This is a genomic window from Comamonas sp. B21-038, from assembly GCF_022387135.1.
In the GTDB taxonomy this organism is placed as follows: Bacteria; Pseudomonadota; Gammaproteobacteria; order Burkholderiales; family Burkholderiaceae_C; genus Comamonas; species Comamonas sediminis.
This window is the reverse complement of the sequence record NZ_CP092462.1, coordinates 5,064,904-5,089,345: the sequence shown is the minus strand read 5'-3', so window position 1 is coordinate 5,089,345 and position 24,442 is coordinate 5,064,904. Positions and strand designations below refer to the sequence as shown.

Here is a 24,442-nt window from a genome sequence, read left to right as displayed (position 1 = left end):
TCTGCGGCAGAACCTCAGCAAGGCGCGCTCAGCGGCGGACACAGCAGCCATTGTCCTTTAGTGGGCGGCCGCACCCGGCCCGGCAGCTGCGGACGGTGCCGCCGCCACTGCCGTTGCAGGCGCCTGCAGCGCAGGCTTGCCCACATAGGCCTCCGGGTCCAGGCGGCGCATTTCGGACTCGATCCAGTACTCCACCTCCGCCATCAACTCATCATGCTTGCGGCCCTGGCTGTCGATAGGCTTGCCGACGGACACATCGACAATGCCTGGCGTCTTGACAAAAGCCTTGCGCGGCCAGCATTTGGCAGACGTCACCGCAATCGGCACCACCCGGGCACCAGCCATGATCGCCAGGCGTGTCGCGCCCGTCTTGTACTCGCCGCTTTCACCGCGTGCAATGCGCGTGCCTTCGGGGAACATGATCACCCAGATGCCCTGGCCCAGCAGGCGTTTGCCCTGCTCCACCACCTTGTGGAACGCGCGGCTGCCGTCCTTGCGGTCGATATGGATCATGTCCAGGCTGCCGATGGACCAGCCAAAGAAAGGAATCTTCAGCAACTCCTTTTTGAACACATAGGCCAGCGGCGTCGGCATGATGGCGGGCATCAGAAAGGTCTCAAAGGTCGACTGGTGCTTGCACAGCAGCACCACACCCTTGTCACTGCCGGGCTGGCCGGCGACGGGCAGATTCTCCATGCCCTGGATACGCACCCGAATGCCGCAGAACCAGCCAGCGCTGTCTGCCGACAGCTTGAGCCAGCGGCGCGCCACTGCATAACGGGCCCGGCTGCTGGCACCGCACACCCGCAGCAGCAGGATGGTCAGGGTGTAGGGGATCACCGTCAGGCTCATGAAGAGCGTGTGCAGAATCGATCGGATCAGAGACATGGAGCAAGTAGGAAAGCAGGGAGAACGCAAAAAGTCGGGACTTCGGCTGGCAACGTCGGCAGGCCCAACTGCAAGCCAGGAACCGGCGCAGCTGCATCATGCAGCCAGCGCTGGACCGATGCGTTGGCACGTGCATCAGCGGGATCAGGACAGCGGTGGGCCCTGCCCGCCAGGGAACGGCTCTGAATCATATCGGAAGCCGAAGCCCCCGTGCGCTGCAAATGCAGCTGACGCGCAGCGCATGCTTGCGGAAGTTCCCGTTGAAGCACTATTTTTTCCAATGCCATCAAAGAATTGCAGTGGATAACTCAGCTGTTTAACGAGAAATTGTGGATAAGCGCAGCGGGGTCTGGATCCCGCTCAGGCCCGGGCACCGCAACGGAGCAAGCACTTATACACACAATGTGGAAAGCAGGCCCTCTAGCACAATATCCTGCGGCTATCGGGCGCATGCAGCGAACAAAAAATATAACCCAATGAAAGATATATATAAAAAAATTTTGTCAGCGCTTATGCCAAGCCATTGGACAATGTGTGGTAATTCTGATCCAGATCAGACAGCCGATATTTCAACAAAGTTATCCACAGAAATCGAAGCCAGCTATTGATTTCTCTTGTGATTTGCCTTGTGTATAAGTTCTTTGGTTTGTTACCGGGTGGCCGTACCTCCGGGCGCAATCAGGATAAACACCGTACTGGAAGGCTCGGGCACCTGTGTGAGCCCGGGCAGTGCCATGCCGGGCCAGTCGCTACACTCGGAGCTCCCCCGCACCACCGATCCTTGCGCCTTGATTCTGCTGTCCATCGCCGTCCACACGCCCGCCTACAGCGCCATCAGCGCGGCCAGTGAACTGCTCACCTACTGCGCCGACCAGCCACTGCCCCCCGGCACCCTGGTGCGGGTGCCCCTGGGCAAGCGGGAAGTGATGGGGGTCGTCTGGGGCATCGACACAGCTTTTGCTGGCGACCCGGAAAAGATCAAGCCTATCACCGCAGTGCTCGAAGCCATCGCCCCCTTGCCTGAAAGTTGGCTGCGTTTAGTGCATTTTGCGGCCCGTTATTACCAACGCAGTTTGGGTGAAATGGCGATTGCAACGCTGCCTCCGGCGTTGCGAGACCTGACCGTGGAGCAATGGGCACGGCGCCTCAAACGCAAGAAAACGGCTCCGAGCGGTGAGGTCGCTGCCGACCAAGCCCTGGCCCTGAGCCAGGAGCAGATGGAAGTTTGTGCCCAGATAGATAAAAATACAGGACCTTTTCTGCTTTTTGGCAGCACGGGCAGCGGAAAGACCGAAGTCTATCTGCACCAGGCGCAGGCCTTGTTTCAGCGCGATCCCCGCGCCCAGGTTCTGGTGATGGTGCCGGAAATCAACCTCACGCCGCAATTGGAAGCGCGGTTCCAGGCGCGCTTTTCAGCGACGCTGGGCCCCGACGCGGTCGTCAGCATGCACAGCGGGATGACCGCAGCGCAGCGCCTCAAAAGCTGGCTCGCCGCCCACACCGGCCAGGCCCGCATCGTGCTGGGCACGCGCATGGCCGTGTTTGCCTCCATGCCGCATCTGCAGCTGCTGATCGTCGATGAAGAACATGACGCCAGCTACAAGCAGCAGGAAGGGGCGCGTTACTCGGCACGCGACCTGGCCATCTGGCGCGGCCATGACCTGCAAGCCCAGGTGATCCTCGGCTCGGCCACCCCGTCGCTCGAGAGCTGGTGGGCCAGCCGCCCTGCCAGCGGCAAGGATGCGGGCGGCCGCTACCTGCGGCTGGCCATGCCCAGCCGCATTGGCGCCGGGCAGATGCCCCGGCTGCGTCTCGTCGATATGCGCCAGCAGCCGCGCCAGACACTGTTCTCGCCCGCGCTTGTGCAAGCCATCACGCAGCGCGTGGAGCGCGGCGAGCAAGCGCTGGTGCTGCTCAACCGGCGCGGATTTGCGCCCGTGCTGTTCTGCGGCGACTGCGGGTGGAAAAGCGATTGCCCGCACTGCAGCGCGCACCAGGTCTTCCACAAGGTGGACCGTACGCTGCGCTGCCACCACTGCGGTTACAGCCAGCGCGTGCCACTGGCCTGCACCAGCTGCGGCAACCCGGACATCCTGCCGCTGGGCAAAGGCACCGAGCAGCTCGAAGAAGCACTGGAGCGCCTGCTGCGCAATGTGCAGCGCCCCGACGGCCAGCCGGCCCGCATCGCCCGCATCGATGCCGACACCACCAAGGCAAAAGGTGCGCTGGCAGAAAAAATGGCTGATGTGCATGCCGGCGATGTCGATGTGCTGGTCGGCACGCAAATGGTCGCCAAGGGCCATGATTTCCGGCGCGTGACCTTGGTCGCCGCCGTGCAGCCCGATGATGCGCTGATGTCCAGCGACTTTCGTGCGCCCGAGCGGCTGTTCTCGCTGCTGCTGCAGGCCGCCGGCCGCGCCGGGCGCGATGCCGCCTATGTCGCCGCCCAGGGCAGCGCGGTGGAGATGTGGCTGCAGACGCAGCAGCCCGAGCATGCCGTCTACCAGGCCCTGCGCCAGTGGGACTACAGCGGCTTTGCCGCCCAGCAGCTCCAGGAGCGGCGCGATGCAGCCATGCCCCCGTTTGCCCACCAGGCCATCATCCGCGCCGATGCCCGCTCGCAACAGGAAGCCCAGGCCTTTTTGCGCGCCGCTTCGGAGCTGGCGCAGAGCCAGCAACTGCTGGAAGGCAGCGAGGTCTTTGTCTACCCGCCCATTCCGCTGTCCATGCAGCGGGTCGCCAACGTGGAGCGGGCCCAGATGCTGATCGAAAGTCCGTCACGCAAGGCCTTGCAGCAGTTCCTGCGTGCCTGGCAGCCCTGCCTGCACTGGTTGCGCGCGCACCCGGAGCACAAGGGTCTGGTGCGCTGGCTGGTCGATGTCGACCCTCAGGCCATCTGAAACGCGGCGCAGCGCCCTCAGACCAGCCAGCTGACCGCCACCGAAAAGCTGACAAAGGCCAGCGCGGTGCTGACCAGGATGATGTGCGCAATGCGCCCATTGTGGGCGCCATAGCGTCCGGCCAGCAAGGTGACATTGCTGGCGCTCGGCAACGCCGCCACCAGCGCCACGACCAGCAACGCAAAACGGTTGATCGGCAGCCCTGCGGCAATGGCGGCGTGGCCCAGGCCCAGCACCAGCAGCGGATGCACGAAGAGCTTGACCAGCGCCAGCGGCACATAGCTGGCGGGCGTGGCGTACTCTTCCTCCACCATCTTGGAGCGGGCCAGCACCGCGCCCACGGCAAACAACGCCACCGGTGTCGCAGCGCTGCCCAGCAGGCCAGCGGTCTGGTCCAGCGCCTGGGGCAGCGTCCATTCCATGAACGAGGCCAGCGCGCCCAGCAGGATGGCCCAGGGCATGGGGTTGGTGAGCACACCTTTGAGCGCCTTGAGCAGCGCTGCCCGCGCATTGCCCGCGGCGCCATCCATGCGCGACAGTGCCAGGCACAGCGAGGTGGTGAACACCATGTCCACCAGCATGGTCACGATCGCCGGGCCGGCTGCCGCTTCGCCCAGCAGCGCCACCAGGAGCGGCAGGCCCATGAAACCGGTATTGGGAAAGGCCGTCACCAGGGCGCCAAAGGCACTGTTGTTCCAGTCCATGCCGCGCAGGCGCGCGCCCGCCACGCAGCCGGCCACCAGCAGCAACTGGCACAGCACATACAGCAGCAGAATGGGCAGGTTCATCAGCTGCGCAAAGGGCAGCGATGAGCCGGCCTTGTACAGCATGCAAGGCAGCGCAAAGTACAGCACAAAGGCATTCACGCCGGCAATCGCTGGCAGCGGGAAGATGCCGCGCCGCGTGGCCACAAAGCCGCACAGCACCAGCGCAAAGAATGGAAAGGTGACGAGGAAGACGGACAGCACGGCTCGATTGTGCCCAGAATGCGCCAGCGCAGATGTAGCGAGAGGGACCGGCAGCGATGCGCCCGCCCCCTAAAAGAAAAGACCGGCCATACGCAGGGCCGGTCTTGTCAGACCCGGATCCGGCAGAAAGCCGTATCAGCGCCTGGAACGATCTTAAAAACCTAGATCGTCACCAGTTTTTCCACTTCCGCGCATTTGCGCCGGGCCAGTGCCAGGTTGCTGCGCTGCTTGTCCAGCACCAGGTACAGGAACAGGCCTTCCTTCTGCGCTACCGGGCGGATGATGTGGTATTGCGAGCCCAACGTGATCAGGATGTCGTCGATGGAGTCCTGCAGCCCCAGCGATTTCATCGTCTTGAGCTTGGCCCGCACCACCTCGGTGTTGCCCGCCGCTGCCAGCTCCAGATCCAGACCGGATCCCGCACTGCCCAGCAGCATGCCGCTGCCACTGTCGACCAATGCGGCGCACATCGCGCCATCGACCGTCAAAAGTTGCGTCAACGCTTCTTGAACCGATGCCATCTCACTCCCCCTTTGCACACTGGCGGATTATCGTGACCACTGCAGGCGGCCAGTGCGGCGCCCCAGCGGTTATCCACAGCCGGGGCCTGGAACGGCCCCACGCTGTCAGACTTTATTCATCTCGGCGCCCACCTCGGCGGCTGCCCACAGCACACGACCGAGGATCGCATTGGTATCGAGCACCATGCACAGGATGCAAGGAAACTCGGAGGTGACCGACTGGAACACGACCACGCCGGTCTCGGTCTCAAAGGTCAGCCGCTTGCAGCCGGTGTGGTTGATCTCCCGGCCCACGGCACGAGCCATCGCCATCAGAGATCCCGCCATCGCCGACAGGCGATTGAGCTGCAGCTCGCTGTTCGTGCGCAACGACGCAATTTCAAATCCATCGGGCGTACTCAGCAGTGCCACGCGTACACCATCAACAGGGCCAATATACCTATCAAGGGCCTGCTGGCCTGCCTTGACGACCTGGGCAGGGATCAGAGGTTGAGATGCAGTCATGAATTCTCGCTTTGCAGAGACAGCATGGAAACAAGGACGCTCATCGCATCCAGCAGCTGCCCACGGTCGCGTGGATCGGCTTCCAGAACGGGAATCACCCCATGGCCCGCAGAATACACGCCTTGGGCGAATGTTTCAATTTGTTGTGTTGTTGCCGGACGTGCGCTCAGCACCAGCGCAACAGGTGGGCGCGGCAGCTGCCGGATTTCGTCCAGGATGCGGTTGGTCTCGGCCAGACTGTGGGGGCTGTTCACATCGGTCATGATGAACACACCCATCGACACGGACAGCACCCATTGGCGCACAAAGCTGAAACGTTCCTGGCCCGGGCAACCGCAGATCTGCACCACTTCGCCACCGCCCAGATCGATCTCGCCGAACTCGGTGCCGACCGTGGTGAGCTCCTTGCTATGGGCCGCCAGATCCAGGTTGCGGACATCGGAGCTGGACATCAGCGCACCGCACAGTGAGCGCACTGCGGTCGTCTTGCCAATGCCCATGGGCCCGCACAGCGCAATGCGCGGCATCTTGTGCGGCCCTGTTCCGCCTGCTTCTTGGTTCATCCCGGCTTACCTCCCCCTCGTATCCATCGCCCTAAACGGCTGAGCAATCCTTTGGAGTGTAGCGGCTCGCGGGGATGGGAGGGGGAAGAAGCGGCGGGAATTGCCGGAAGCGCGACGCCGCGCAGTACGCCGCGGCGGCCCAGCTCCACCAGCAGGCCTCGCGCCACCATCGTATCGAGCCCGCTGTGCAGACACAGCTGGGCAATGGACACGGGTTCGCGCGACAGCAGGGCCAGCGCGCGGATGCAGGCCCCGGTATTGAAAGGTGCGCCTACGGATACCCAGGACTTGAGCTGGTAGCGGAACTCCTGTGGGGTAGCAGCGGCAGGCTGCGCAGCAGCCTGCTCCGACTCCTTGCGCATGACCTTGTTGCGCGCATCCCAGTCGAGCAGGAAGACTGCCGCGCGGTCGAACATGTCGATCAGATCGCTCAAGGTGTAGTTCGCATCGAGCCGGCCCACCCAGGTGGCACCGTCGAGCATCGCGGTCTTGACCTGTCCGATGCAGACGACGCAGGGCGCCTTGCCCAGCGACGAGATCGCATCGGCCATGCCCTGGTCCAGCACAATCAGCTGGGCGCGATCCCGCGGCACTTCCTTCCATGGGAGCACCGATTTGCGCGACGCCACGCCATACAGCTGCTCAAAGCGGTGGCGGCTGTTGGGAGTGAGCAATTCTGCGGAAATACCGGCGGTCTGCATGGCGATTAATTTACACTTTTATTGTCTTAATTTATAAGGTTTGCCACTTGGCAGAAGCAATGCTATCGGCATTCTAGAAGCTTGCTCGTCAGACGCAAGCTTTTCTCCGCACGTTTTACCATCTGCTCTACATTCATTGACAATTACAGGCCGACTGTGGTTTTTTATGTAAGCAAATCTATGAAAACCAAAGGCCTGAATCTGCAGCCGCGCGCAGTTGCGGCTATTCTTCTGCGCTTTCCTTATTGATCTGCAAAGGTTCTTCCGCCACCATGGCCGCTGGTCTCAATCTCGCTCAATTACAAGCCGTGCATTACACCCAGGGCCCCTGCCTGGTGCTGGCCGGCGCCGGATCGGGCAAGACCCGGGTGATCACGCACAAGATCGCCCGTCTGATCGAGACCGGCATGGCGCCCCGCAAGATTGCCGCGATCACCTTCACGAACAAGGCCGCCTCCGAAATGCGCGAGCGCGCCAAGAGCCTCATCGGCCGCCAGGCCAAGGATGTGCTGGTCTGCACCTTCCATGCGCTGGGGGTGAAGATGGTGCGCGAGGACGGCCATGTGCTGGGGCTCAAGCCGCAGTTCAGCATTCTCGACAGCGACGATGTGGTCGGCATCCTCAAGGACGCGGCCGGCGGCACCGCCGACGTGGCCACCGCACGCCAGTGGCAGTGGACCATCAGCAAGTGGAAGAACATGGGCCTCGACTACAAGGAGGCACTGGCCCAGGCCGCCGATGACAACGAGCGTGCCATTGCCGTGCTGATGCAGCGCTATGACGAGCGGCTGACCGCCTACCAGAGCGTGGACTTTGACGACCTGATCGGCATGCCGCTGCGGCTGCTGCGCGACCACCCCGAGGTCCGAGCCAAATGGCAGGCCCACCTCGGCCATGTGCTGGTCGATGAGTACCAGGACACCAATGCCACCCAGTACGAGCTGCTCAAGCTGCTGGTGGGTGAGCGCGGCCACCTCACCGCCGTGGGCGATGACGACCAGAGCATCTACGGCTGGCGCGGCGCGACCCTCGACAACCTCAAGAAGCTGCCGGTCGACTACCCCCAGCTCAAGGTCATCAAGCTCGAGCAGAACTACCGCTCGACCAGCGCCATCCTGCGTGCGGCCAACAATGTGATCCAGCCCAATCCCAAGCTGTTTCCCAAGACCTTGTTTTCCGAGCTGGGCGAGGGCGAGCCGGTGCGCATTGTCGACTGCGACTCGGAAGAACATGAGGCCGAGCGCGCCGTCGCCCGCATCCTGAGCCTGCGCGCTGCGGCCAACCCGCCGCCGGACTGGAAGAATTTCGCCATCCTCTACCGCGCCAACCACCAGGCCAAACCCTTCGAGAAGGCGTTGCGCAAGGCCAATGTGCCCTACAAGGTCTCGGGCGGCACCAGCTTTTTCGACCGCGCCGAGATCCGCGACCTCTGCGCCTGGTTCAGGCTGTGGATCAACAACGACGACGATCCGGCCTTTCTGCGCGCGATCACCAACCCCAAGCGCGGCATCGGCCACACCACCTTGGGCCGCCTGGGCGAGTTCTCCAAGGCCCACCATTGCAGCATGTTTGGTGCGCTGTTCAATGCCATGCTGGAAGACGCGATGCCCGCCAAGGGGCGCGAGAGCCTGCTGGAGTTTGGCCGCTATATCAACGACCTCGAATACCGCGCCCGCCAGACCCGGGGGGCCGAGGAATCACTGGCCTTTCTGCTCGACTGGCTCAAGGAGATCGGCTACGAGCAGCATCTCTATGACGCCGAAGACAGCGAGAAGGTCGCTGCCGCCCGCTGGACCAATGTGTTGGAGTTCTGCGACTGGATGGCCCAGCGCGCCGGTGGCCAGACCACAACGGCGGCCGACACCACGACGGTGAGCGAGTCCAAGAGCCTGCTCGAAGTCTCGCAGACCATCGCGCTGCTGTCGACCATCAGCGAGCGCGAGAAGGAGCAGGACATGGTGATCCTGTCCACCCTGCATGCCAGCAAGGGCCTGGAATGGCCGCATGTGATGCTGATCGGCGTCAACGAAGGGCTGCTGCCCTTCAAGCTCGACGACGATGATGGCCGCCAGCAAAAGGTCAGCGACGACACCGCACAGCGCCTGCAGGAAGAGCGCCGCCTGATGTATGTCGGCATCACGCGCGCCCAGCGCTCGCTGGCGGTGAGCTGGACCAAGCGGCGCAAAAAGGGGCGCGAGCTGGTCTCTGCGCTGCCCAGCCGCTTCATCGCCGAGATGGGCCTGGACAGCAGCACCGCCCGCGAAGACCCGCGCGAAAAACTGCGCAAACTGCGCGAAGAGTTCGCGCGCAAGGCCCAGAGCAGCGCCGCCACCAGCCCTGATTCGAACTGAGTATCCATGACCAAGACCCTGATCCTGAGCGCTTTCTGCGCTGCACTGGCCAGCGCCTGCACCAGCGCCCCAGCCACCCGCCCCGCCTGTCCTACCGCCATGCAGATGGAGCAGCCAGAGCTGCTGGGCCTGTGGCAGGCCGAACTGCCCGGCCTGCCCGGTCCGGTAACTTTGCAGCTGGCGCCCCACCCCGAATGGAACGGCACCGTCAAAGGGCAGATCCAGCGGCCCGGCGGCACGGCCATCGTCGTCGGTGATGTAGACAAGGGCAAGCTGACGATGGAAGAGTCCGCCGATGGCAAAAAAGTCTCGGGCAGCTGGCTGGGCGAAGTGGTCGACGGCAGCTGCGGCCGCGAGATCCGGGGCGAATGGTTGGATGCCAACGACAACAGCCACGCATTCGTCATGCGCAAGCCATCGAAAACGCCTTAATCGCCGCAATAATGGACAACCGCGCAGCCGTCCCAGCCACGCGTCCTACCTCTCCTTCCTCGACCATGACAACAACAAAATTTCTGCGCTCGCCAGCCCCGCTGGCGGCGAGCCTGCTGATGGCCGGTCTGCCGCTGGGCAGCTTCGCGCAAACCCCGGCCGCTGCCAGCAGCTCGGCGCCTACCCCAACCGTGTGGCAGCAGTGCACCGCGCTCAGCGACGGCAACGCCCGCCTGGCCTGCTTTGACCAATGGGCGCAGCAGCAGTCGCAGCAGCCCCTGGCCAGCCCGCAAGGGCAGGCCGTGGCCACCACGCCTGCCGCCTCGGCCAATGCGATGGTCGGCCTGACCCCTCCGGCCAGTGCGCTGGCCGCCGCAGACGCACCCGCGCCCGCGCCCATCGGTGGCTGCCGCAACGACGGCTACACCGAGATGTCGCGCTTCTGGGAACTCGAGGCCGGTACCGACTGCGGCACCTTCAGCTTCCGTGGCTACCGCCCTCTGTCGGTATCGTTTGCCGTCGGCGACAAGGTCAACCGCCAGCCCAGCTCGCTCAACCCCGTCAATTCGGCCACGACCGAGACGGACTACCAGAAGCAGGAGATGCGCATCCAGCTGTCGGTGCGCACCAAGCTGGCGCAAAACCTGCTGACGGACCCCAACGGCAAGCTGCGTGATTCGCTGTGGATTGGCTACACGGGCCTGTCGTACTGGCAGGTGTTCAACTCGGACCTGTCGCGCCCTTTCCGCACCACCGACCACCAGCCCGAGATCTTCTACGTCTACCCGACCACCGCCCAGCTGCCGTTTGGCTGGCGCTGGCGCTACAGCGGCATTGGCCTGGAGCACCAGTCCAATGGCCAGAGCGACCCGCTCTCGCGCAGCTGGAACCGCACCTACCTGATGACCGGGTTCGAGCTGGACAACCGCCTGCAGCTGCAGGCGAAGATCTGGCACCGCATCAACGAAAGTGCGGAAGACGACAACAACCCCAATATCCAGAACTACATCGGCCGCAGCGAGCTGAAACTGGGCTGGAACGTGAACCAGCGCAACTGGATGGGTGTGACGGCGCGCGGCTCGCTCAACGGCCACGGCAAGGGCTCCGGCCGCGTGGAATGGATGCATACCTTGGGTGATGGCTGGATGGGCGGCAAGAGCAACCTGCGCCTGCATGCCCAGGTCTTCCACGGCTATGGTGACAGCCTGATCGACTACAACTACAAGCGGACGGTGTTCTCGCTGGGCTTCAGCCTGCTGGACTTCTAAACAGGGAACGTCTGCGCTGCAGACGTTTTCTGTTTCCCAAGAGGATCTTCAGTTAGACAGTCGCCACAAGCGCTGGCACAGATCCGACTGCGGATCTTCCAGCCCATGCAGCACCGTGAAATGGTCGCAGTCGGCCAGCGCGGCCTGCTCGGCCACATTGCCCGCTGCCAGCCAGGCGCTGTGCATCAGCATTGACTGGCGTTCAAACTCCGTTTGCTCGCGCCCGCCCCAGACCAGGTGCATGGGGCTGGCGCAGCGCCTGGCCGCAAAAGCGGGCGAGTTGCGGGCAATCAGTCCCTCATCGAGCTGGATCATCGGCTGCAGATAGCTGTAACGCAGCGGTGCCAGGTCATAGAGGCCACTGACCAGCAGCGCGCCGCGCAGCGGGTCATCGGGCAGGCCATAGTCGCGCGCCCAGCGTGTTTGCAGGCACATCGCACCCAACTGGCCACCGGCAGAATGCCCTCCCACCACCACCCGCGCCGGGTCGCCGCCATAGGCAGCAATGTGGCGCAGCACCCAGGCCAGGCTGGCGCGGCACTGGCGCACGATTTCATCAATGCTGACCTGCGGGCACAACGCATAGTTCATCACCACGGTGCAAAAACCCAATGCCTGCGGCCCCAGGGCCACGCAGCTGAACTCTTTGGAGGTATTGGCCCGCCAGTAGCCCCCATGCAGAAACACGAACACCGGCGCGGGTGCCCCGTCCGCTGCAGGGAAGATATCGAGCGTCTCTGCCAAGGTCGGGCCAAACGGCACATCCAGCACGCAGCGCAGTTGCGCACGCGCCTGGGCGCTGCGCTCGGCAAAATGCTGGCGGGCAGCCGCCGGGTCGGCCACCGGCCGCGTGGTGTCGTACTGCGCATCAATCTGCGCCTGCGATTCAAAATCGCGGTACAGCCTGGGTGGCGGGCTGGCGGCCATGGTCTGCTCAGCCGGCATCGGGCACCACGGCGGTGACCTCGATCTCCACCTTGGCCCGGTCCTCGATCAAGGCGACCACCTGCACTGCCGTCATCGCGGCGTTGAAGCTGCCAATCAGCTCGCGGTAGGCCTTGCCGATCTCCGCCTGCTGGGCCATATACGCCTGCTTGTCGGTGATGTACCAGGTCATGCGCACAATGTGCTCGGGCTTGGCACCGCCCTCTTCCAGCACTGCCACAATGTTCTGCAGCGCCTGGCGCACCTGGCCGGCCAGGTCATCGGTGTGGAACACCCCTTGCGCATCCCAGCCAATCATGCCGGCGACAAAAATCTGCCGGCCGCTGACCATCACGCCATTGGCATAGCCCTTGGGCCGGGGCCAACCTGGGGGAAGTAGTACTTGCATTGCGCCTCCTTTAGCGAACAAATCTCAGACGGTGCATTCCGCCGCCATCCAGCGCGCGATGCGGGCCTGGATGGCCGGGGGAATGCGGATGGCTTCATGGCTGTCCAGGCTGGTGAACACCAGCACCTGGTGGGCCAGCGCCCGCACCGCGCCATCATCGCCGGCACAGCGCAGCGCCAGCTGCAGCGAGCGGCTGCCCAGCCGCAGCACGGCCAGCTCCAGTTGCACCGCGTCGCCCATGCGGGCAATGGCCCGAAAATCACAGGCCAGGTGCACGATGGGCAGCCCGGTACGCTCGGGCCCCAGCATCTGGGCATAGGGGTAGTGCAGCGCCTGGTTGAACCAGTCTTCCACCAGGGACTGGAACAGCAGCAGGTACTGCGGATAAAACACAATGCCTGCCGGGTCGCACTGCGCAAAGCGGATGCCGGTGGCCACGCGGAAAACGGCGCCGTTCTCGGGCCAGGTCAAGGCTGCCATGTCAGACCCCGATATAGCGCTGCCACAGTGCGGGCTGCGCTTCCAGCTGGGCCGAGCTGCCCTGCCACACCACCTGGCCGCGCTCGATCAAGGTGTGCCGGTCAGCCAGCGCCATCAGCCGCTTGACGTATTTGTCGATCACCAAAATCGCCTGGCCCTGTGCGCGCAAGGCCGCCAGGCACTGCCAGATCTCCTCGCGGATCAGCGGCGCCAGGCCTTCGGTGGCCTCGTCCAGAATCAGCAGATGCGGGTTGGTCATCAGCGCCCGGCCAATGGCCAGCATCTGCTGCTCACCGCCCGAGAGCCGGTTGCCGGGGTTGCCGGCGCGTTCGGCCAGGCGCGGAAACAGCTGGTAGACGCGGTCGAGCGACCAGGGGTTCTCCGAGGCATTGCGGTTGGCCGCAAAGGCCTGCAGGTTTTCCTGCACCGTCAGGTTGGCAAAGATCTGCCGGCCCTCGGGCACCACCGCCATGCCCATGCGCGCAATGCGGTCCGCGGGCAGGTGCTCGATGCGCTCGCCACGAAACCGCACCGTGCCGGCCGACGCGGGGGTCATGCCCAGCAGGCTGCGCACGGTGGTGGTCTTGCCCATGCCATTGCGGCCCAGCAAGGTCGCCACCTCGCCCGCCGCCATGTGCAGGTGCATGCCAAACAGCACCTGGCTGCTACCGTAGCAGGTCTCCAAGGCATCCACTTCCAGCAATGCAGTCATCAGGCGGCCTCCTCTGCAGCCTCGTCGCCCAGGTAGGCGCGGCGCACATCCGGGTTGCGCCGTATCTCGTCGGGTGTGCCGGTGGCAATCACCTTGCCAAACACCAGGGTCGAGATGCGGTCCGCCAGGCGGAAGACCGCATCCATGTCGTGCTCCACCAGCAGAATGGTCGTGTCCTGGCGCAGCTGCAGCAGCAACTGCACCATGCGCTCGGATTCGTCAGGCCCCATGCCTGCCATCGGCTCATCGAGCAACAGCATGCGCGGCCTTGTGGCCAGCGCCAGTGCCACCTCCAGCTGGCGCTGCTCGCCGTGTGCCAGCAAGCCCGCGGTGTGCTGCAGCTGGGCAGCCAGGCCTACGCGCTCGGCCACCTCGGCCGCCTGCGCATAGCGCGCGCTTTCACTGCGCGCCGGGCGCCAGAAGCGCCAGCTCGATCCATCGCGCGCCTGCACGCCCAGTGCAATGTTCTCCAGCACCGTCAGGCGCTTGAAGATGCTGGTGATCTGGTAGGAACGCACCAGGCCGGCCTGCACCCGCGCAGGCATGGGCTTGCGCTCCACCGCCTCGCCGGCAAACAGGATCTGGCCCGCATCGGACGCCAGCGCCCCCGACAGCTGGTGGATCAGGGTCGTCTTGCCGGCGCCGTTAGGCCCGATCAACGCATGGATATGGCCGCTGTGCACCGCAAAGCTGGCATGGTCGGTAGCGGTGAGGCCGCCAAAGCGCTTGACCAGGTTCTGCACCTGCAACAACGGGGTTGGCATCTTGGCCGTGCTCATCGCTTGCTCCACATGCCGCGCCGCAGGCTCAGCAAACCATTGGGGGCCACCAGCACCACGATCAGCAGCACGGCGCCCAGCCCCAGCTGCCAGTGCACGGTATAGGCAGCCAGCACTTCTTCCAGCAGCAGGAACACCGCTGCGCCCACCAGTCCGCCATACAAATGGCCGACACCGCCGAGGATGACCATGATCAGCAGAATGCCGGACTGGGTCCACTGCAGCATGCCGGGGCCGACAAAGCTGCCCTGGTTGGCCAGCATCGCGCCGGCCAGCCCGGCAAAGGCGCCGGCGAGTGTGAAGGCCACGAGCTTGTAGCGGTAGACCGGAAAGCCAATGGCCTGCATGCGGGTCTCGTTCTCCTTGATGGCCTGCAGCACATGGCCAAAGCGGGCATTGAGCACCCGCGCCATCAGCAGCAGGCTGATGCTGACCAGCGCCAGCACCACATAGTAGAAGGTGGCATCCTGCGCCAGATCCAGGCCCAGACCCATCTCCGAGCGGCCGGGCAGCGACATGCCGTCATCGCCACCCAGCGATTTGAACGACATGATCAGGTAGTACAGCATCTGCGCAAAGGCCAGGGTGATCATGATGAAGTACACGCCCTGGGTACGCAGGCTGATCGCGCCCACCAGCAGCGAAAACGCCGCGCCCATCAGCATCGCCAGCGGCCAGGCCAGCCAGGCGGAGGTCACCCCCTGCTGCATCAGCAGGCCCACGGCATAGGCGCCCAGCCCGACAAAAGCCGCATGGCCAAAACTCACCATGCCGCCAAAGCCAAGGATGAAGTTAAGGCTGGCGGCCGCCAGACCAAACACCAGCACCCGGCTGGCCACGCCGATGTAGAAGTCCTCGCCCATCGCCTGGGCGATCAGCGGAAAGGCGATCAGCAGCGCGAGCAAAGGCAGCACCAGCCGGGGCCGCAGCCGGTGGTCGAAGACGCTGGGCTGCGCCGCTGGCGTGGCCTGGGCCGCAGCGGGCCGGGGGGCGGTGGTGTCAGTCATGGGCGGGGAACAGACCTTGGGGTTTATAGAACAGCACGGCAGCCATCAGCACATAGATCAGGATCGAGGCCACGGCCGGGCCAGCGTTGGCCGCCACCTCGGGGCCCAAGGCACTGTCAAACAACAAGGGCACCAGGGTACGGCCGGCGGTGTCGACCAGGCCCACCAGCAAGGCGCCCAGCAGCGCGCCGCGGATCGAGCCGATGCCGCCAATCACGATCACGACAAAGGCGAGGATCAGAATGCTCTCGCCCATGCCCACCTGCACCGCCAGCAGCGGCCCCAGCATGCCGCCGGCCACCGCACACAGCGCAGCGCCCAGCGCAAACACCAGGGTGAACAGCCGGCGCACATTGGCACCCATCGCCGTGGCCATCTCGCGGTTGGCGGCCCCAGCGCGCACCTGCATGCCAAAACGCGTGCGGGTCACCAACAGCCACAGCAGCAAGGCCACGGCCAGGCCCACACCGATGATCAGCAGGCGGTAGGCGGGGTAGGAAAAACCATCCATCAACATCACCGGCCCGGCCAGCGCAGCCGGCGGGTTCAGCATCAGCGGCTGCGCGCCCCAGATGATGCGCACGATCTCGTTGCTCATCAGCAGGATCGCAAAGGTGCCCATCACCTGCGACAGGTGGTCGCGGTGGTAGAGGCGGCGCAGGATCGTGTACTCCAGCAGCACGCCCACCACCACGGTAGCCAGCACCCCCAGGCCCAGGCCCAGCCAGAACGAGCCGATGGCCTGGCTGAAGCTGGCCACCAGGTAGGCGCCGATCATGTAGAGCGAGCCATGGGCGAGGTTGATCATGTCCATGATGCCGAACACCAGGGTCAGACCGGCGGCCAGCAGGAACAGCATCAAACCGAACTGCAGGCCGTTGAGCAACTGCTCAAGAATCAGGATGGTGTTCATCGATCAGGACGGCATCTTGCAGTCTTTGACGTAGGCATCCTGGTGGTTCTTGAACACCGTGCCCACCGTGCGGTTGGTCAGCTTGCCCTGGCTGTCCTTGGTGACCACGCGCAGGTAGTAGTCCTGCACCGGGAAATGGTTGCTGTTGAACTTGAAGCTGCCCCGCACCGACTCGAACTTGGCCGCCTCGATGGCCTTGCGCAAGGCCGCCTTGTCATCGAGCTTGCCCTTGACATCGCGCACCGCCGCATCCATCAGGCGCGCAGCGTCATAGCCATGCGATGCATACAGCGATGGCATACGGCCAAATTCCTTCTGGAAGTCGGTGACGAATTTCTTGTTCGCGGCATTGTCCAGGTCATGCGCCCACTGCGACGTGTTGAAGGTGCCCAGCATCGAGTCGCCCACCGCACGGATCACGTCCTCATCGGCCGAGAAGCCCGGGGCGTACAGGGTGATGTCCTTGGACAGGCCGGCACCGACAAACTGCTTGATGAAGTTCACGCCCAGGCCGCCGGGCAGAAAGATGTAGACGCCATCGACCTGGGCCGCGCGCATCTTGGAGATCTCGGCGCCATAGTCCAGCTGGCTCAGCGAGGTATAGGTCTCCATGCCGATCTCGCCCTTGTAGAAGCGCTTGAAGCCGGCGATCGAATCCTTGCCTGCCGGGTAGTTGGGCGCAATCAGCGCCACGCGCTTGAAGCCCTTGTCCTGCATGGTCTGGCCAGCCGCCTCATGCAGCGCATCGTTTTGCTGCGAGACATTGAAGAAATACGGGTTGCACTGGGCGCCGGCGTACTGTGACGGCCCGGCATTGGGGCTGATGAAGAAGGTCTTGTTCTGGAACGCGGCCGGTCCCACCGCCAGCATCACGTTGGAGAACACCGTGCCGGTCATGAAATCGACCTTGTCGCGTTTGAGCAGGCGCTCGGCCGTCTGCTTGGCCACCTCGGGGTTCTGCTGGTCGTCGACCACGACCACCTCGGCGGGCAGGTTGCCGATCTTGCCGTTCATGTGCTTGACGGCCAGTTGGAAGCCGTCGCGGATATCGGTGCCCAGACCCGCGCCGGGCCCGGACAAGGTGCTGAGCAATCCCACCTTGACCTGGTCGGCCGCACTGGCACTGCTGGCGCACAGCAGCGCGATGGACAGACTCACAAGACTGCGATGCAATGGATGACGCTTCATGCTGGTTCCCTGGTTGGTGTGCCAAAAAAATCTAACGAGCCGCTACTATGCCGGGCTGTGCAGCCGAAACCGTTGTAGTTTTCCCGTAGCCGTGCGCGGCAGCTGCGCGACAAAATCCATGGCCCGTGGGTATTTGTAGGGCGCGACCGTGCTTTTGACGAAATCCTGCAAGGTCTTGACCATGTCCGCATCGGCCGCAAAGCCCGGCCGCAGCACCACAAAGGCCTTGACGATCTGGCCGCGCTCGCTGTCGGGCAGGCCGATCACCGCGCATTCGGCCACCGCCGCATGCGCGAGCAAGGCGTCTTCGACCTCGGGCGCGGCGATGTTGTAGCCCGAGGAGATAATCATGTCATCGGTGCGGGCCTGATAAATGAAATAGCCGTCCGCATCCATCACATAGGCGTCACCGGTCAGGTTCCAGCCTGCATGCACATACTGGGTCTGGCGGCTGTCGTTCAGGTAGCGGCAGCCGGTGGGGCCCTGCACGGCCAACTTGCCCACCGTGCCGGCCGGCACTTCCTGGCCCTGCTCATCGACCACCTTGGCACGGTAGCCGGGCACGGCGCGGCCGGTGGCACCGGGCCGGGCCTCTTCCTCGCGGTGGGAGATGAAGATGTGCAGCATCTCGGTCGAGCCGATGCCGTCGATGATCTCGATGCCGGTCGCGGCTTTCCACAGCGCACGGGTCGAGGCATTCAAGGCCTCGCCGGCTGACACGCATTTGCGCAGCCGGGTCTGGCGCAGCCGCTCGCCCTGCTGGGCCATCACGCGGTACGAGGTCGGCGCGGTGAACACCACGGTGGCGCCAAATTGTTCGATGCCATCGACCAGCTGCACCGGTCCCGCCTTCTCCAGCAGCGCCATCGAGGCGCCAATCGCCATCGGGAACAGTACCTGGCCGCCCAGGCCAAAGGTAAAGGCCAGCGGCGGGCTGCCGATGAAGACGTCGTCGGGTTCGGCCCGCAGCACATGGCGGGGCCAGCAGGCGCAGATGGCCATCACATCGCGGTGAAAGTGCATCGTCGCCTTGGGCACCCCGGTGGTGCCCGAGGTAAAGCCCAGCAGGCAGGTGTCGGTCGCCGCCGTCTGCACCGTGGCGAAATGCGGCGAAGCCTGGGCCATCAGCGGCTCCAGCGCCTGCGCAGCCGGCAGGCCCGCGCCATTGAAATAGCACACCGCCTGCAAGCAGGGCTGCGCTGCCTGCGCCGCCTGCACCTCGGCCTGCAAGGCCGCATCGCACAGCGCATGGCTGATCTGGGCGATCTCGATGATGGTGCCCAGCTCCTTGGCGCGCAGCAGCGGCATGGCCGCCACTGCAATACCGCCCGCCTTGACCACGGCAAACCAGCTCGCCACCATCATCGGGTTGTTGGGCGCGCACAGCAGCACGCGGTTGCCGGGTACCAGACCCATCTGCGCGGTCAACACGTTGGCGATGCGGTTGGCCTGGGCCTGCAGCTCGGCATAGGTCCAGCGCACACCCTGTGCCTGCAGGCACAGGCGCTCGCCCCGGCCTTCGGCCACATGGCGGTCCAGCAGCTCGGCGGCGCAGTTGAGGCGCTCGGGGAACTGCAGCTCGGGCAGGTCAAAGTGGTACTCCGGCTGCAGCTCGGGCGGCGGCAGATGCGTGGCGGCAAAGCGGTCGATATGCGCGGTATAGGGCGTGGCAGACATCTCGCAAACTCCAGGCTGAAGGCGGAAACCAGGACCGGAGTCCAGGTACTGGTCAGTGGTCAAGGCGCGGTGGGCGCCACTTGTTTGAGCAGCTCGCGGGCGATGATCAGTTGCTGCACCTCGGTCGCCCCTTCGTAGATGCGCAGTGCGCGGATCTCGCGGTACAGGCGCTCGACCGGCTGATCGCTGACGACGCCCAGGCCGCCCCACATCTGCAGCGCCGCATCGATCACCTGCTGCGCGTTCTCGGTCGCGGTCATCTTGGCCATCGCCGCCTCGCTGGTCACGCTCTGGCCCTGGTCGCGCTGCCAGGCGGCGCGGTAGGTCAGCAGCGCGGCGCTGTCGATCTGCGTGGCCATCTGGGCCAGCTTGGCCTGGGTGAGCTGGAAATCGGCCAGCACGCCCTGGAACATGCGGCGGCTGGTGGCCCGCTGCAAAGCCTCGTCCAGCGCACGGCGGGCAAAGCCCAGCGCAGCGGCCGCTACCGAGGTGCGGAACACATCCAGGGTGCGCATCGCCAGCTTGAAGCCCTCGGCCGCCGCGCCAAGGCGCTGGCCCACCGGCACGCGGCAGCCGCTGAAGCGCAGCCGCGCCAGCGGGTGCGGCGCGATCACATCGATGCGCTCGGCAATCTCCAGGCCGGGCGTATCCGCATCCACGATCAGCGCGGAGATGCCGCGCGCGCCCGGTGCCTCACCGGTGCGCACAAACACCACATAGAAGTCGGCAATGCCGCCGTTCGAGATCCAGGTTTTTTCGCCGTCGATGACATAGTGGTCGCCGTCCAAGCGGGCGGCGCAGGCCATGGCGGCCACGTCCGATCCGGCATCGGGCTCGGACAGCGCAAAGGCCGCAATCGCCTCGCCCCGTGCAACCCGGCCCAGGTAGCGCGCCTTCTGCGCCTCCGTGCCTGCCAGGCTGATCGCGCCCGAGCCCAGCCCCTGCATCGCAAACGCAAAATCGGCCAGGCCGTTGTGGCGCGCCAGGGTTTCGCGGATCAGGCAGATGGCGCGGGTGTCGATCTGGGCGGCCGCGCCGCCATGCGCCTCGCCAGCCACTGCATGGCGCAGCCAGCCCGCCTGGCCCAGCGCCTGCACCAACGCGCGGCAATCGCCGTCGGTGTCACCGCTGTGCACATGGGCCACATGCCGGGCGGCCCAGGCATCCAGCGTCTGCGCCAGCTCGGCGTGGCGCGGCTCAAAAAACGGCCATTGCAGGTAACGGGTGTCGGCCATGTCAGTTCCCCTGGAATTGCGGCTTTTGCTTGGCCACAAAGGCCTCGTAGGCGCGCTTGAAGTCTTCGGTCAGCATGCAGATGGCCTGCGCCTGCGCCTCGGCCTCGATCGCCTGGTCAATGGTCATCGCCCACTCCTGGTGCAGCATGGTCTTGGTGATGCCATTGGCAAAGCTGGGGCCAGCGACCAAGTCGGCGGCCATCTTCTGCGCCTGCTCCAGCAGCGCTTCGGGTTCGGCCAGGCGGTTGAAAAAGCCCCAGCGCTCGCCCTCTTCGCCGCCCAGGCTGCGGCCGGTGTAGAGCAGCTCGCTGGCGCGGCCCTGGCCGATGATGCGCGGCAGAAAGGCGCAGGCGCCCATGTCGCAGCCGGCCAGGCCCACGCGGTTGAACAGAAACGCCGTCTTGCTGCGCGCCGTGCCCAGCCGCAGGTCCGAGGCCATCGCCATGATCGCGCCAGCGCCGGCACAGATGCCATCGACGGCGGCAATAATGGGTTGCGGACAGGCGCGCATGGCCTTGATCAGCTCGCCCGTCATGCGGGTGAACATCAGCAGCTCGGGCGCCTTCAGGGCCACCAGCGGGCCGATGATTTCATGCACATCGCCACCCGAGCAGAAGTTGCCACCGGCGCCCACCAGCACCACGGCCTTCACATCCTGCGCCCACTTGAGGCGGTGGAACAGGTCGCGCAGCTCGGCGTAGGAATCAAAGGTCAGCGGGTTCTTGCGCTCTGGCCGGTTGAGCGTGATCGTTGCCACGCCGGCATGGACTTGCCACAGAAAATGCTGTGCCTGGTAGCCGGCCAGCTGCTGGTGGTTGCCCGCCACCAGCGCGGGGTCGATTCGGTAGTCACTCATGCCTGTCTCCACAGATTCGGGGTTCACATCACTTCGCCGCCAGCCACCGCAATGGCCTGTCCGGTCATCGCGCCAGCGCCTTTGCCGCAGAGCCAGACGACGGCATCGGCCACCTCCTGCGGCTGCACCAGGCGGCCCTGCGGGTTGTTGCGCACAAATTCGGCCAGGGCCTGCTCGGGGCTGCGGCCGGTCTTGGCCACCACGCGGTCGAGGCTGGTCTTGACCAGATCGGTTTCGGTATAGCCCGGGCACACGGCATTGACGGTGATGCCGCGGCTCGCCACTTCCAGCGCCAGCGCCCGGGTCAAGCCCACCACACCATGCTTGGCCGCCACATAGGCCGACACATAGGCATAGCCGGTCAGGCCTGCGGTGCTGGCCACGTTGACGATGCGGCCATAGCCCGCCGCCTGCATCGCCGGCAGCACCTGCTGCATGCACAGCATCGTGCCGGTCAGGTTCACCGCCAGCATCTGCGACCAGAGCTGGGCGTCGGTCTTCATGAAGGGCGCGCTCTGCGCCTGGCCGGCGTTGTTCACCAGGATCTGGACAGCGCCAAAGGCGGCCACGGCCTGCGCAAAGGCCGCCACCACCTCGGCCTCCTGCGCCACATCGGCCAGCACCTGCTGGCACTGCCCCGGAAAGGCATCCACCAGTTTTTGCAGCGGCTCAGGCCGGCGGCCCAGCACCGTCACCCGCGCGCCCTGCGCCAGCAGCTGGCGCGCAACGGCCTCGCCAATGCCCTGGCCGGCGCCGGTCACCAGCGCATGTTGTCCTTGCAAGCTGTTCGTCGCCATCTGCTTTGCTCCTCAGTGGCCGGCGGCCGCTTGCTGGGCCTTTTCGCGCTCGAACAGGCTCTCCATCTGGCGCTTGCCGGCAAAGTAGGGCTTGGGCCAGGCGATGGCGGTGTAGCCAATCTTGGCCGCCTCGGTCAAGGTCCAGGCCGGGTTGGCCAGGTGCGGGCGGGCCACCGCACAGAGGTCGGCGCGGCCGGCGGCGATGATGGAGTTGGCATGGTCGGCCTCACTGATCGCGCCGACGGCCATCGTCGCAATGCCCGCCTCCTGGCGGATGCGGTCGGCAAAAGGGGTCTGGAACATGCGGCCATAGACCGGCTTTTCCTGTTTGCTGACCTGGCCGGACGAGCAGTCGATCAGGTCCGCGCCTGCCGCCTTGAAGGCCTTGGCAATCTCTACCGCATCATCGGGGGTGATGCCGCCAGGCACCCAGTCATGGGCGGAGATGCGCACCGACATCGGCCGCTCCTGCGGCCAGACAGCGCGCACGGCCCGGAACACCTCCAGCGGGTAGCGCAGGCGGTTCTCCAGGCTGCCGCCATAGGCATCGTCCCGGTGGTTGGTCAACGGCGAGATAAAGCTGGACAGCAGATAGCCGTGGGCGCAGTGCAGCTCCAGCCAGTCGGCACCCACCTCGGCGGCCATCTGGGCCGCGTGCACAAACTGCTGCTTGACCTCGTCCATCTGGGCCAGGCTCATCGCCTGCGAGATCTGGCTCACGCCTTCGAGGTACTGCTGGGGCGAGGCCGAGATGATCGGCCAGTTCCCCTCGGTCAATGGCAGGTCCGTACCTTCCCAGGCCAGGCGGGTGGAGGCCTTGGCGCCGGCATGGCCGATCTGCATTGCAAACTTGGCATCGGTGTGGTGGTGGATCCAGTCGCTGATGCGCTGCCAGGCCTGCTTTTGTGCCTCGGTGTAGGTGCCCGGGCAGCCGGGGGTGATGCGACCCTCAGCGCTGACGCAGGCCATCTCGGCAAACACCAGACCGGCGCCGCCCATCGCCCGCGCACCCAGGTGCACCAGGTGGTAGTCGCCCGGCACGCCGTCGACGGCCGAGTACTGCGCCATCGGCGAGACCACGATGCGGTTCTTCAAGGTCAGGCCGCGCAAGGTATAGGGCAGGAACATCGGTGGCGGCGCCTTGGCCTGCACCGCCAGCCCGTTTTGCGCAGCCAGCCAGGCCTCATAACCGCCGAGCCAGGCGGCATCGCGCAGGCGCAGGTTCTCGTGGCTGATGCGCTGGCTGCGCGTCAGCATCGAGTACATGAACTGCTCGGGCTCCAGCTGGTCGCAGTAGCGCTTGCCGCAGACCTCGAACCACTCCATCGCATTCCAGGCGGCGTTCTGGATGCGCAAGGTCTCCACCCGGCGCAGCGCCTGGTAGGCCTCCAGCACCGCAGGGATCTGCGCCTTGCCATCGCCCAGCTGCTGGAACTGCCGCGCCAGCTCAATCGCATCCTCGATCGCCAGCTTGGTGCCCGAGCCAATCGCGAAATGCGCCGTGTGCACAGCGTCGCCCATCAGCACCACATGGCTGCCCTTGGCGTTTTGCAGCCACCACTGGTCGCAGACCACGCGCTGAAAATTGATCCAGGCCGAGCCGCGCAGGTGCCGGGCATTGGTCATCAGCCGCGCGCCTTGCAGGTTGTCGGCAAACAGTTTCTCGCAGAAGGCGATCGATTGCTCCTGGTCGGCCGTGTCCAGGCCGCAGGCCTTCCAGGTCTCCTCGGTGGTCTCGACGATGAAGGTCGATGTCTTGTCGTCGAACTGGTAGATATGGGCCTGGAACCAGCCGTGCTCGGTGCGCACGAAGTCAAAGGTGAAGGCCTCGTAGACCTTGTTGGCGCCCAGCCAGATAAAGCGGTTGGGGCGGGTGACGATATCGGGCTTGAACACCTCGGCGTATTTAGTGCGGATGCGCGAGTTCACGCCATCGCTGGCAATGATGAGGTTGGCATCGGCATAGTCTTCGTCGGACTGCACATCGGTCTCGAACACCAGCTTGACGCCGAGCTGCTCGCAGCGCGCCTGCAGGATGTTGAGCAGGTGCTTGCGGCCGATGCCGACAAAGCCATGGCCGCCCGAGCGGATCTTGCGGCCCTTGAACAGCAGCTCAATGTCGTCCCAGTGGTTGAAGGCCTGCTCGATCTGCATCGCCGTCGCCGGGTCCCACTCGCGCATGTTGTCCATCGTGGCATCGGAGAACACCACCCCCCAGCCAAAGGTGTCATAGGGCTTGTTGCGCTCCACCACGGTCACGTCATGCGCGGGGTCCATCTGCTTCATCAGCAGCGCGAAATACAAGCCGGCGGGGCCACCGCCTATGCAGACAATTTTCATGGCCAGGATCGTCCTGAAAAATACTTTAT

23 protein-coding genes are annotated in these 24,442 nt (G+C 64.9%); 4 read left to right on the top strand and 19 right to left on the bottom strand.

Annotation, left to right across the window (positions count from 1 at the left end):
* Positions 1–57: 57 nt before the first annotated feature.
* Positions 58–888, bottom strand: coding sequence for a lysophospholipid acyltransferase family protein (locus MJ205_RS23215; RefSeq protein WP_239810556.1), 831 nt, complete (start codon positions 886–888; stop codon positions 58–60).
* Between the two features lie 734 nt (positions 889–1,622).
* On the opposite strand from MJ205_RS23215, the gene priA reads away from it, so the two are divergent.
* On the top strand, positions 1,623–3,788 hold the full coding sequence (gene priA / locus MJ205_RS23210) for a replication restart helicase PriA (RefSeq protein WP_446715096.1): 2,166 nt from the start codon (positions 1,623–1,625) through the stop codon (positions 3,786–3,788).
* 17 nt (positions 3,789–3,805) lie between these two features.
* Here the strand turns inward: priA and MJ205_RS23205 are convergent, their stop codons facing one another.
* From MJ205_RS23205 to MJ205_RS23185, 5 genes are all read right to left on the bottom strand, one after another.
* Entirely contained in the window at positions 3,806–4,756 is a 951-nt protein-coding gene (locus tag MJ205_RS23205; protein WP_239810555.1) for an AEC family transporter, read from the bottom strand.
* 161 nt (positions 4,757–4,917) lie between these two features.
* Complete coding sequence (locus MJ205_RS23200) at positions 4,918–5,277, bottom strand: hypothetical protein (protein WP_239810554.1); 360 nt, start codon at positions 5,275–5,277, stop codon at positions 4,918–4,920.
* Between the two features lie 105 nt (positions 5,278–5,382).
* A complete protein-coding gene (locus MJ205_RS23195; protein ID WP_239810553.1) occupies positions 5,383–5,781 on the bottom strand; it encodes a roadblock/LC7 domain-containing protein in 399 nt (132 codons plus the stop codon).
* A complete protein-coding gene (locus tag MJ205_RS23190; protein WP_239810552.1) occupies positions 5,778–6,344 on the bottom strand; it encodes a GTP-binding protein in 567 nt (188 codons plus the stop codon). The genes MJ205_RS23195 and MJ205_RS23190 overlap by 4 nt, the downstream gene beginning before the upstream one ends.
* Entirely contained in the window at positions 6,341–7,045 is a 705-nt protein-coding gene (locus tag MJ205_RS23185; RefSeq protein ID WP_239810551.1) for a hypothetical protein, read from the bottom strand. The genes MJ205_RS23190 and MJ205_RS23185 overlap by 4 nt, the downstream gene beginning before the upstream one ends.
* 272 nt (positions 7,046–7,317) lie before the next feature.
* Here MJ205_RS23185 and MJ205_RS23180 point away from each other — a divergent pair, with 272 nt between their 5' ends.
* From MJ205_RS23180 to MJ205_RS23170, 3 genes are all read left to right on the top strand, one after another.
* On the top strand, positions 7,318–9,396 hold the full coding sequence (locus MJ205_RS23180; RefSeq protein ID WP_239810550.1) for an ATP-dependent helicase: 2,079 nt from the start codon (positions 7,318–7,320) through the stop codon (positions 9,394–9,396).
* A gap of 6 nt (positions 9,397–9,402) precedes the next feature.
* Entirely contained in the window at positions 9,403–9,828 is a 426-nt protein-coding gene (locus MJ205_RS23175) for a hypothetical protein (RefSeq protein ID WP_239810549.1), read from the top strand.
* A gap of 65 nt (positions 9,829–9,893) precedes the next feature.
* Entirely contained in the window at positions 9,894–11,096 is a 1,203-nt protein-coding gene (locus MJ205_RS23170) for a phospholipase A (RefSeq protein WP_239810548.1), read from the top strand.
* Positions 11,097–11,144: 48 nt separating this feature from the next.
* Here MJ205_RS23170 and MJ205_RS23165 read toward each other — a convergent pair whose 3' ends face one another.
* Genes MJ205_RS23165 through MJ205_RS23105 form a run of 13 tightly spaced genes read right to left on the bottom strand, consistent with a single transcriptional unit; the run spans position 11,145 to position 24,413 of the window.
* Positions 11,145–12,023 (bottom strand): alpha/beta hydrolase, encoded by an 879-nt coding sequence (locus MJ205_RS23165; protein WP_239810547.1) that lies wholly within the window; start codon positions 12,021–12,023, stop codon positions 11,145–11,147.
* 7 nt (positions 12,024–12,030) lie between these two features.
* Positions 12,031–12,429: a RidA family protein gene (locus MJ205_RS23160; RefSeq protein ID WP_239810546.1), complete on the bottom strand. Its 399-nt coding sequence runs from the start codon at positions 12,427–12,429 to the stop codon at positions 12,031–12,033.
* A gap of 24 nt (positions 12,430–12,453) precedes the next feature.
* Positions 12,454–12,909, bottom strand: coding sequence for an acyl-CoA thioesterase (locus MJ205_RS23155; protein WP_239810545.1), 456 nt, complete (start codon positions 12,907–12,909; stop codon positions 12,454–12,456).
* 1 nt (position 12,910) lies between these two features.
* Positions 12,911–13,621, bottom strand: a complete 711-nt coding sequence (locus MJ205_RS23150; RefSeq protein ID WP_239810544.1) for an ABC transporter ATP-binding protein — start codon at positions 13,619–13,621, stop codon at positions 12,911–12,913.
* Positions 13,621–14,400, bottom strand: coding sequence for an ABC transporter ATP-binding protein (locus tag MJ205_RS23145; RefSeq protein WP_239810543.1), 780 nt, complete (start codon positions 14,398–14,400; stop codon positions 13,621–13,623). Before MJ205_RS23145 ends, MJ205_RS23150 begins: the two co-directional genes overlap by 1 nt.
* A complete protein-coding gene (locus MJ205_RS23140) occupies positions 14,397–15,407 on the bottom strand; it encodes a branched-chain amino acid ABC transporter permease (RefSeq protein WP_239810542.1) in 1,011 nt (336 codons plus the stop codon). The genes MJ205_RS23145 and MJ205_RS23140 overlap by 4 nt, the downstream gene beginning before the upstream one ends.
* Positions 15,400–16,320, bottom strand: coding sequence for a branched-chain amino acid ABC transporter permease (locus tag MJ205_RS23135; protein ID WP_239810541.1), 921 nt, complete (start codon positions 16,318–16,320; stop codon positions 15,400–15,402). The genes MJ205_RS23140 and MJ205_RS23135 overlap by 8 nt, the downstream gene beginning before the upstream one ends.
* Positions 16,321–16,323: 3 nt before the next feature.
* Positions 16,324–17,508 carry an ABC transporter substrate-binding protein gene (locus tag MJ205_RS23130; RefSeq protein WP_239810540.1) on the bottom strand — a complete coding sequence of 395 codons (1,185 nt, stop codon included), beginning with the start codon at positions 17,506–17,508 and terminating at the stop codon, positions 16,324–16,326.
* A gap of 45 nt (positions 17,509–17,553) precedes the next feature.
* Positions 17,554–19,185, bottom strand: coding sequence for a benzoate-CoA ligase family protein (locus tag MJ205_RS23125; RefSeq protein ID WP_239810539.1), 1,632 nt, complete (start codon positions 19,183–19,185; stop codon positions 17,554–17,556).
* A 59-nt stretch (positions 19,186–19,244) separates the two neighbouring features.
* A complete protein-coding gene (locus MJ205_RS23120) occupies positions 19,245–20,420 on the bottom strand; it encodes an acyl-CoA dehydrogenase family protein (RefSeq protein WP_239810538.1) in 1,176 nt (391 codons plus the stop codon).
* A gap of 1 nt (position 20,421) precedes the next feature.
* Complete coding sequence (locus tag MJ205_RS23115) at positions 20,422–21,276, bottom strand: enoyl-CoA hydratase family protein (RefSeq protein WP_239810537.1); 855 nt, start codon at positions 21,274–21,276, stop codon at positions 20,422–20,424.
* A gap of 23 nt (positions 21,277–21,299) precedes the next feature.
* Entirely contained in the window at positions 21,300–22,073 is a 774-nt protein-coding gene (locus MJ205_RS23110) for an SDR family NAD(P)-dependent oxidoreductase (RefSeq protein ID WP_239810536.1), read from the bottom strand.
* 12 nt (positions 22,074–22,085) lie between these two features.
* Entirely contained in the window at positions 22,086–24,413 is a 2,328-nt protein-coding gene (locus MJ205_RS23105; protein ID WP_239810535.1) for a bifunctional salicylyl-CoA 5-hydroxylase/oxidoreductase, read from the bottom strand.
* Positions 24,414–24,442 lie beyond the last annotated feature (29 nt).

Excerpts from the sequence above, each read along its gene's own strand:
- MJ205_RS23215 (WP_239810556.1), bottom strand. The coding sequence starts at position 888 with ATGTCTCTGATCCGATCGATTCTGCACACGCTCTTCATGAGCCTGACG.
- priA (WP_446715096.1), top strand. The coding sequence starts at position 1,623 with ATGCCGGGCCAGTCGCTACACTCGGAGCTCCCCCGCACCACCGATCCT.
- MJ205_RS23200 (WP_239810554.1), bottom strand. The coding sequence starts at position 5,277 with ATGGCATCGGTTCAAGAAGCGTTGACGCAACTTTTGACGGTCGATGGC.
- MJ205_RS23195 (WP_239810553.1), bottom strand. The coding sequence starts at position 5,781 with ATGACTGCATCTCAACCTCTGATCCCTGCCCAGGTCGTCAAGGCAGGC.
- MJ205_RS23190 (WP_239810552.1), bottom strand. The coding sequence starts at position 6,344 with ATGAACCAAGAAGCAGGCGGAACAGGGCCGCACAAGATGCCGCGCATT.
- MJ205_RS23185 (WP_239810551.1), bottom strand. The coding sequence starts at position 7,045 with ATGCAGACCGCCGGTATTTCCGCAGAATTGCTCACTCCCAACAGCCGC.
- MJ205_RS23180 (WP_239810550.1), top strand. The coding sequence starts at position 7,318 with ATGGCCGCTGGTCTCAATCTCGCTCAATTACAAGCCGTGCATTACACC.
- MJ205_RS23175 (WP_239810549.1), top strand. The coding sequence starts at position 9,403 with ATGACCAAGACCCTGATCCTGAGCGCTTTCTGCGCTGCACTGGCCAGC.
- MJ205_RS23170 (WP_239810548.1), top strand. The coding sequence starts at position 9,894 with ATGACAACAACAAAATTTCTGCGCTCGCCAGCCCCGCTGGCGGCGAGC.
- MJ205_RS23165 (WP_239810547.1), bottom strand. The coding sequence starts at position 12,023 with ATGGCCGCCAGCCCGCCACCCAGGCTGTACCGCGATTTTGAATCGCAG.
- MJ205_RS23160 (WP_239810546.1), bottom strand. The coding sequence starts at position 12,429 with ATGCAAGTACTACTTCCCCCAGGTTGGCCCCGGCCCAAGGGCTATGCC.
- MJ205_RS23155 (WP_239810545.1), bottom strand. The coding sequence starts at position 12,909 with ATGGCAGCCTTGACCTGGCCCGAGAACGGCGCCGTTTTCCGCGTGGCC.
- MJ205_RS23150 (WP_239810544.1), bottom strand. The coding sequence starts at position 13,621 with ATGACTGCATTGCTGGAAGTGGATGCCTTGGAGACCTGCTACGGTAGC.
- MJ205_RS23145 (WP_239810543.1), bottom strand. The coding sequence starts at position 14,400 with ATGAGCACGGCCAAGATGCCAACCCCGTTGTTGCAGGTGCAGAACCTG.
- MJ205_RS23140 (WP_239810542.1), bottom strand. The coding sequence starts at position 15,407 with ATGACTGACACCACCGCCCCCCGGCCCGCTGCGGCCCAGGCCACGCCA.
- MJ205_RS23135 (WP_239810541.1), bottom strand. The coding sequence starts at position 16,320 with ATGAACACCATCCTGATTCTTGAGCAGTTGCTCAACGGCCTGCAGTTC.
- MJ205_RS23130 (WP_239810540.1), bottom strand. The coding sequence starts at position 17,508 with ATGAAGCGTCATCCATTGCATCGCAGTCTTGTGAGTCTGTCCATCGCG.
- MJ205_RS23125 (WP_239810539.1), bottom strand. The coding sequence starts at position 19,185 with ATGTCTGCCACGCCCTATACCGCGCATATCGACCGCTTTGCCGCCACG.
- MJ205_RS23120 (WP_239810538.1), bottom strand. The coding sequence starts at position 20,420 with ATGGCCGACACCCGTTACCTGCAATGGCCGTTTTTTGAGCCGCGCCAC.
- MJ205_RS23115 (WP_239810537.1), bottom strand. The coding sequence starts at position 21,276 with ATGAGTGACTACCGAATCGACCCCGCGCTGGTGGCGGGCAACCACCAG.
- MJ205_RS23110 (WP_239810536.1), bottom strand. The coding sequence starts at position 22,073 with ATGGCGACGAACAGCTTGCAAGGACAACATGCGCTGGTGACCGGCGCC.
- MJ205_RS23105 (WP_239810535.1), bottom strand. The coding sequence starts at position 24,413 with ATGAAAATTGTCTGCATAGGCGGTGGCCCCGCCGGCTTGTATTTCGCG.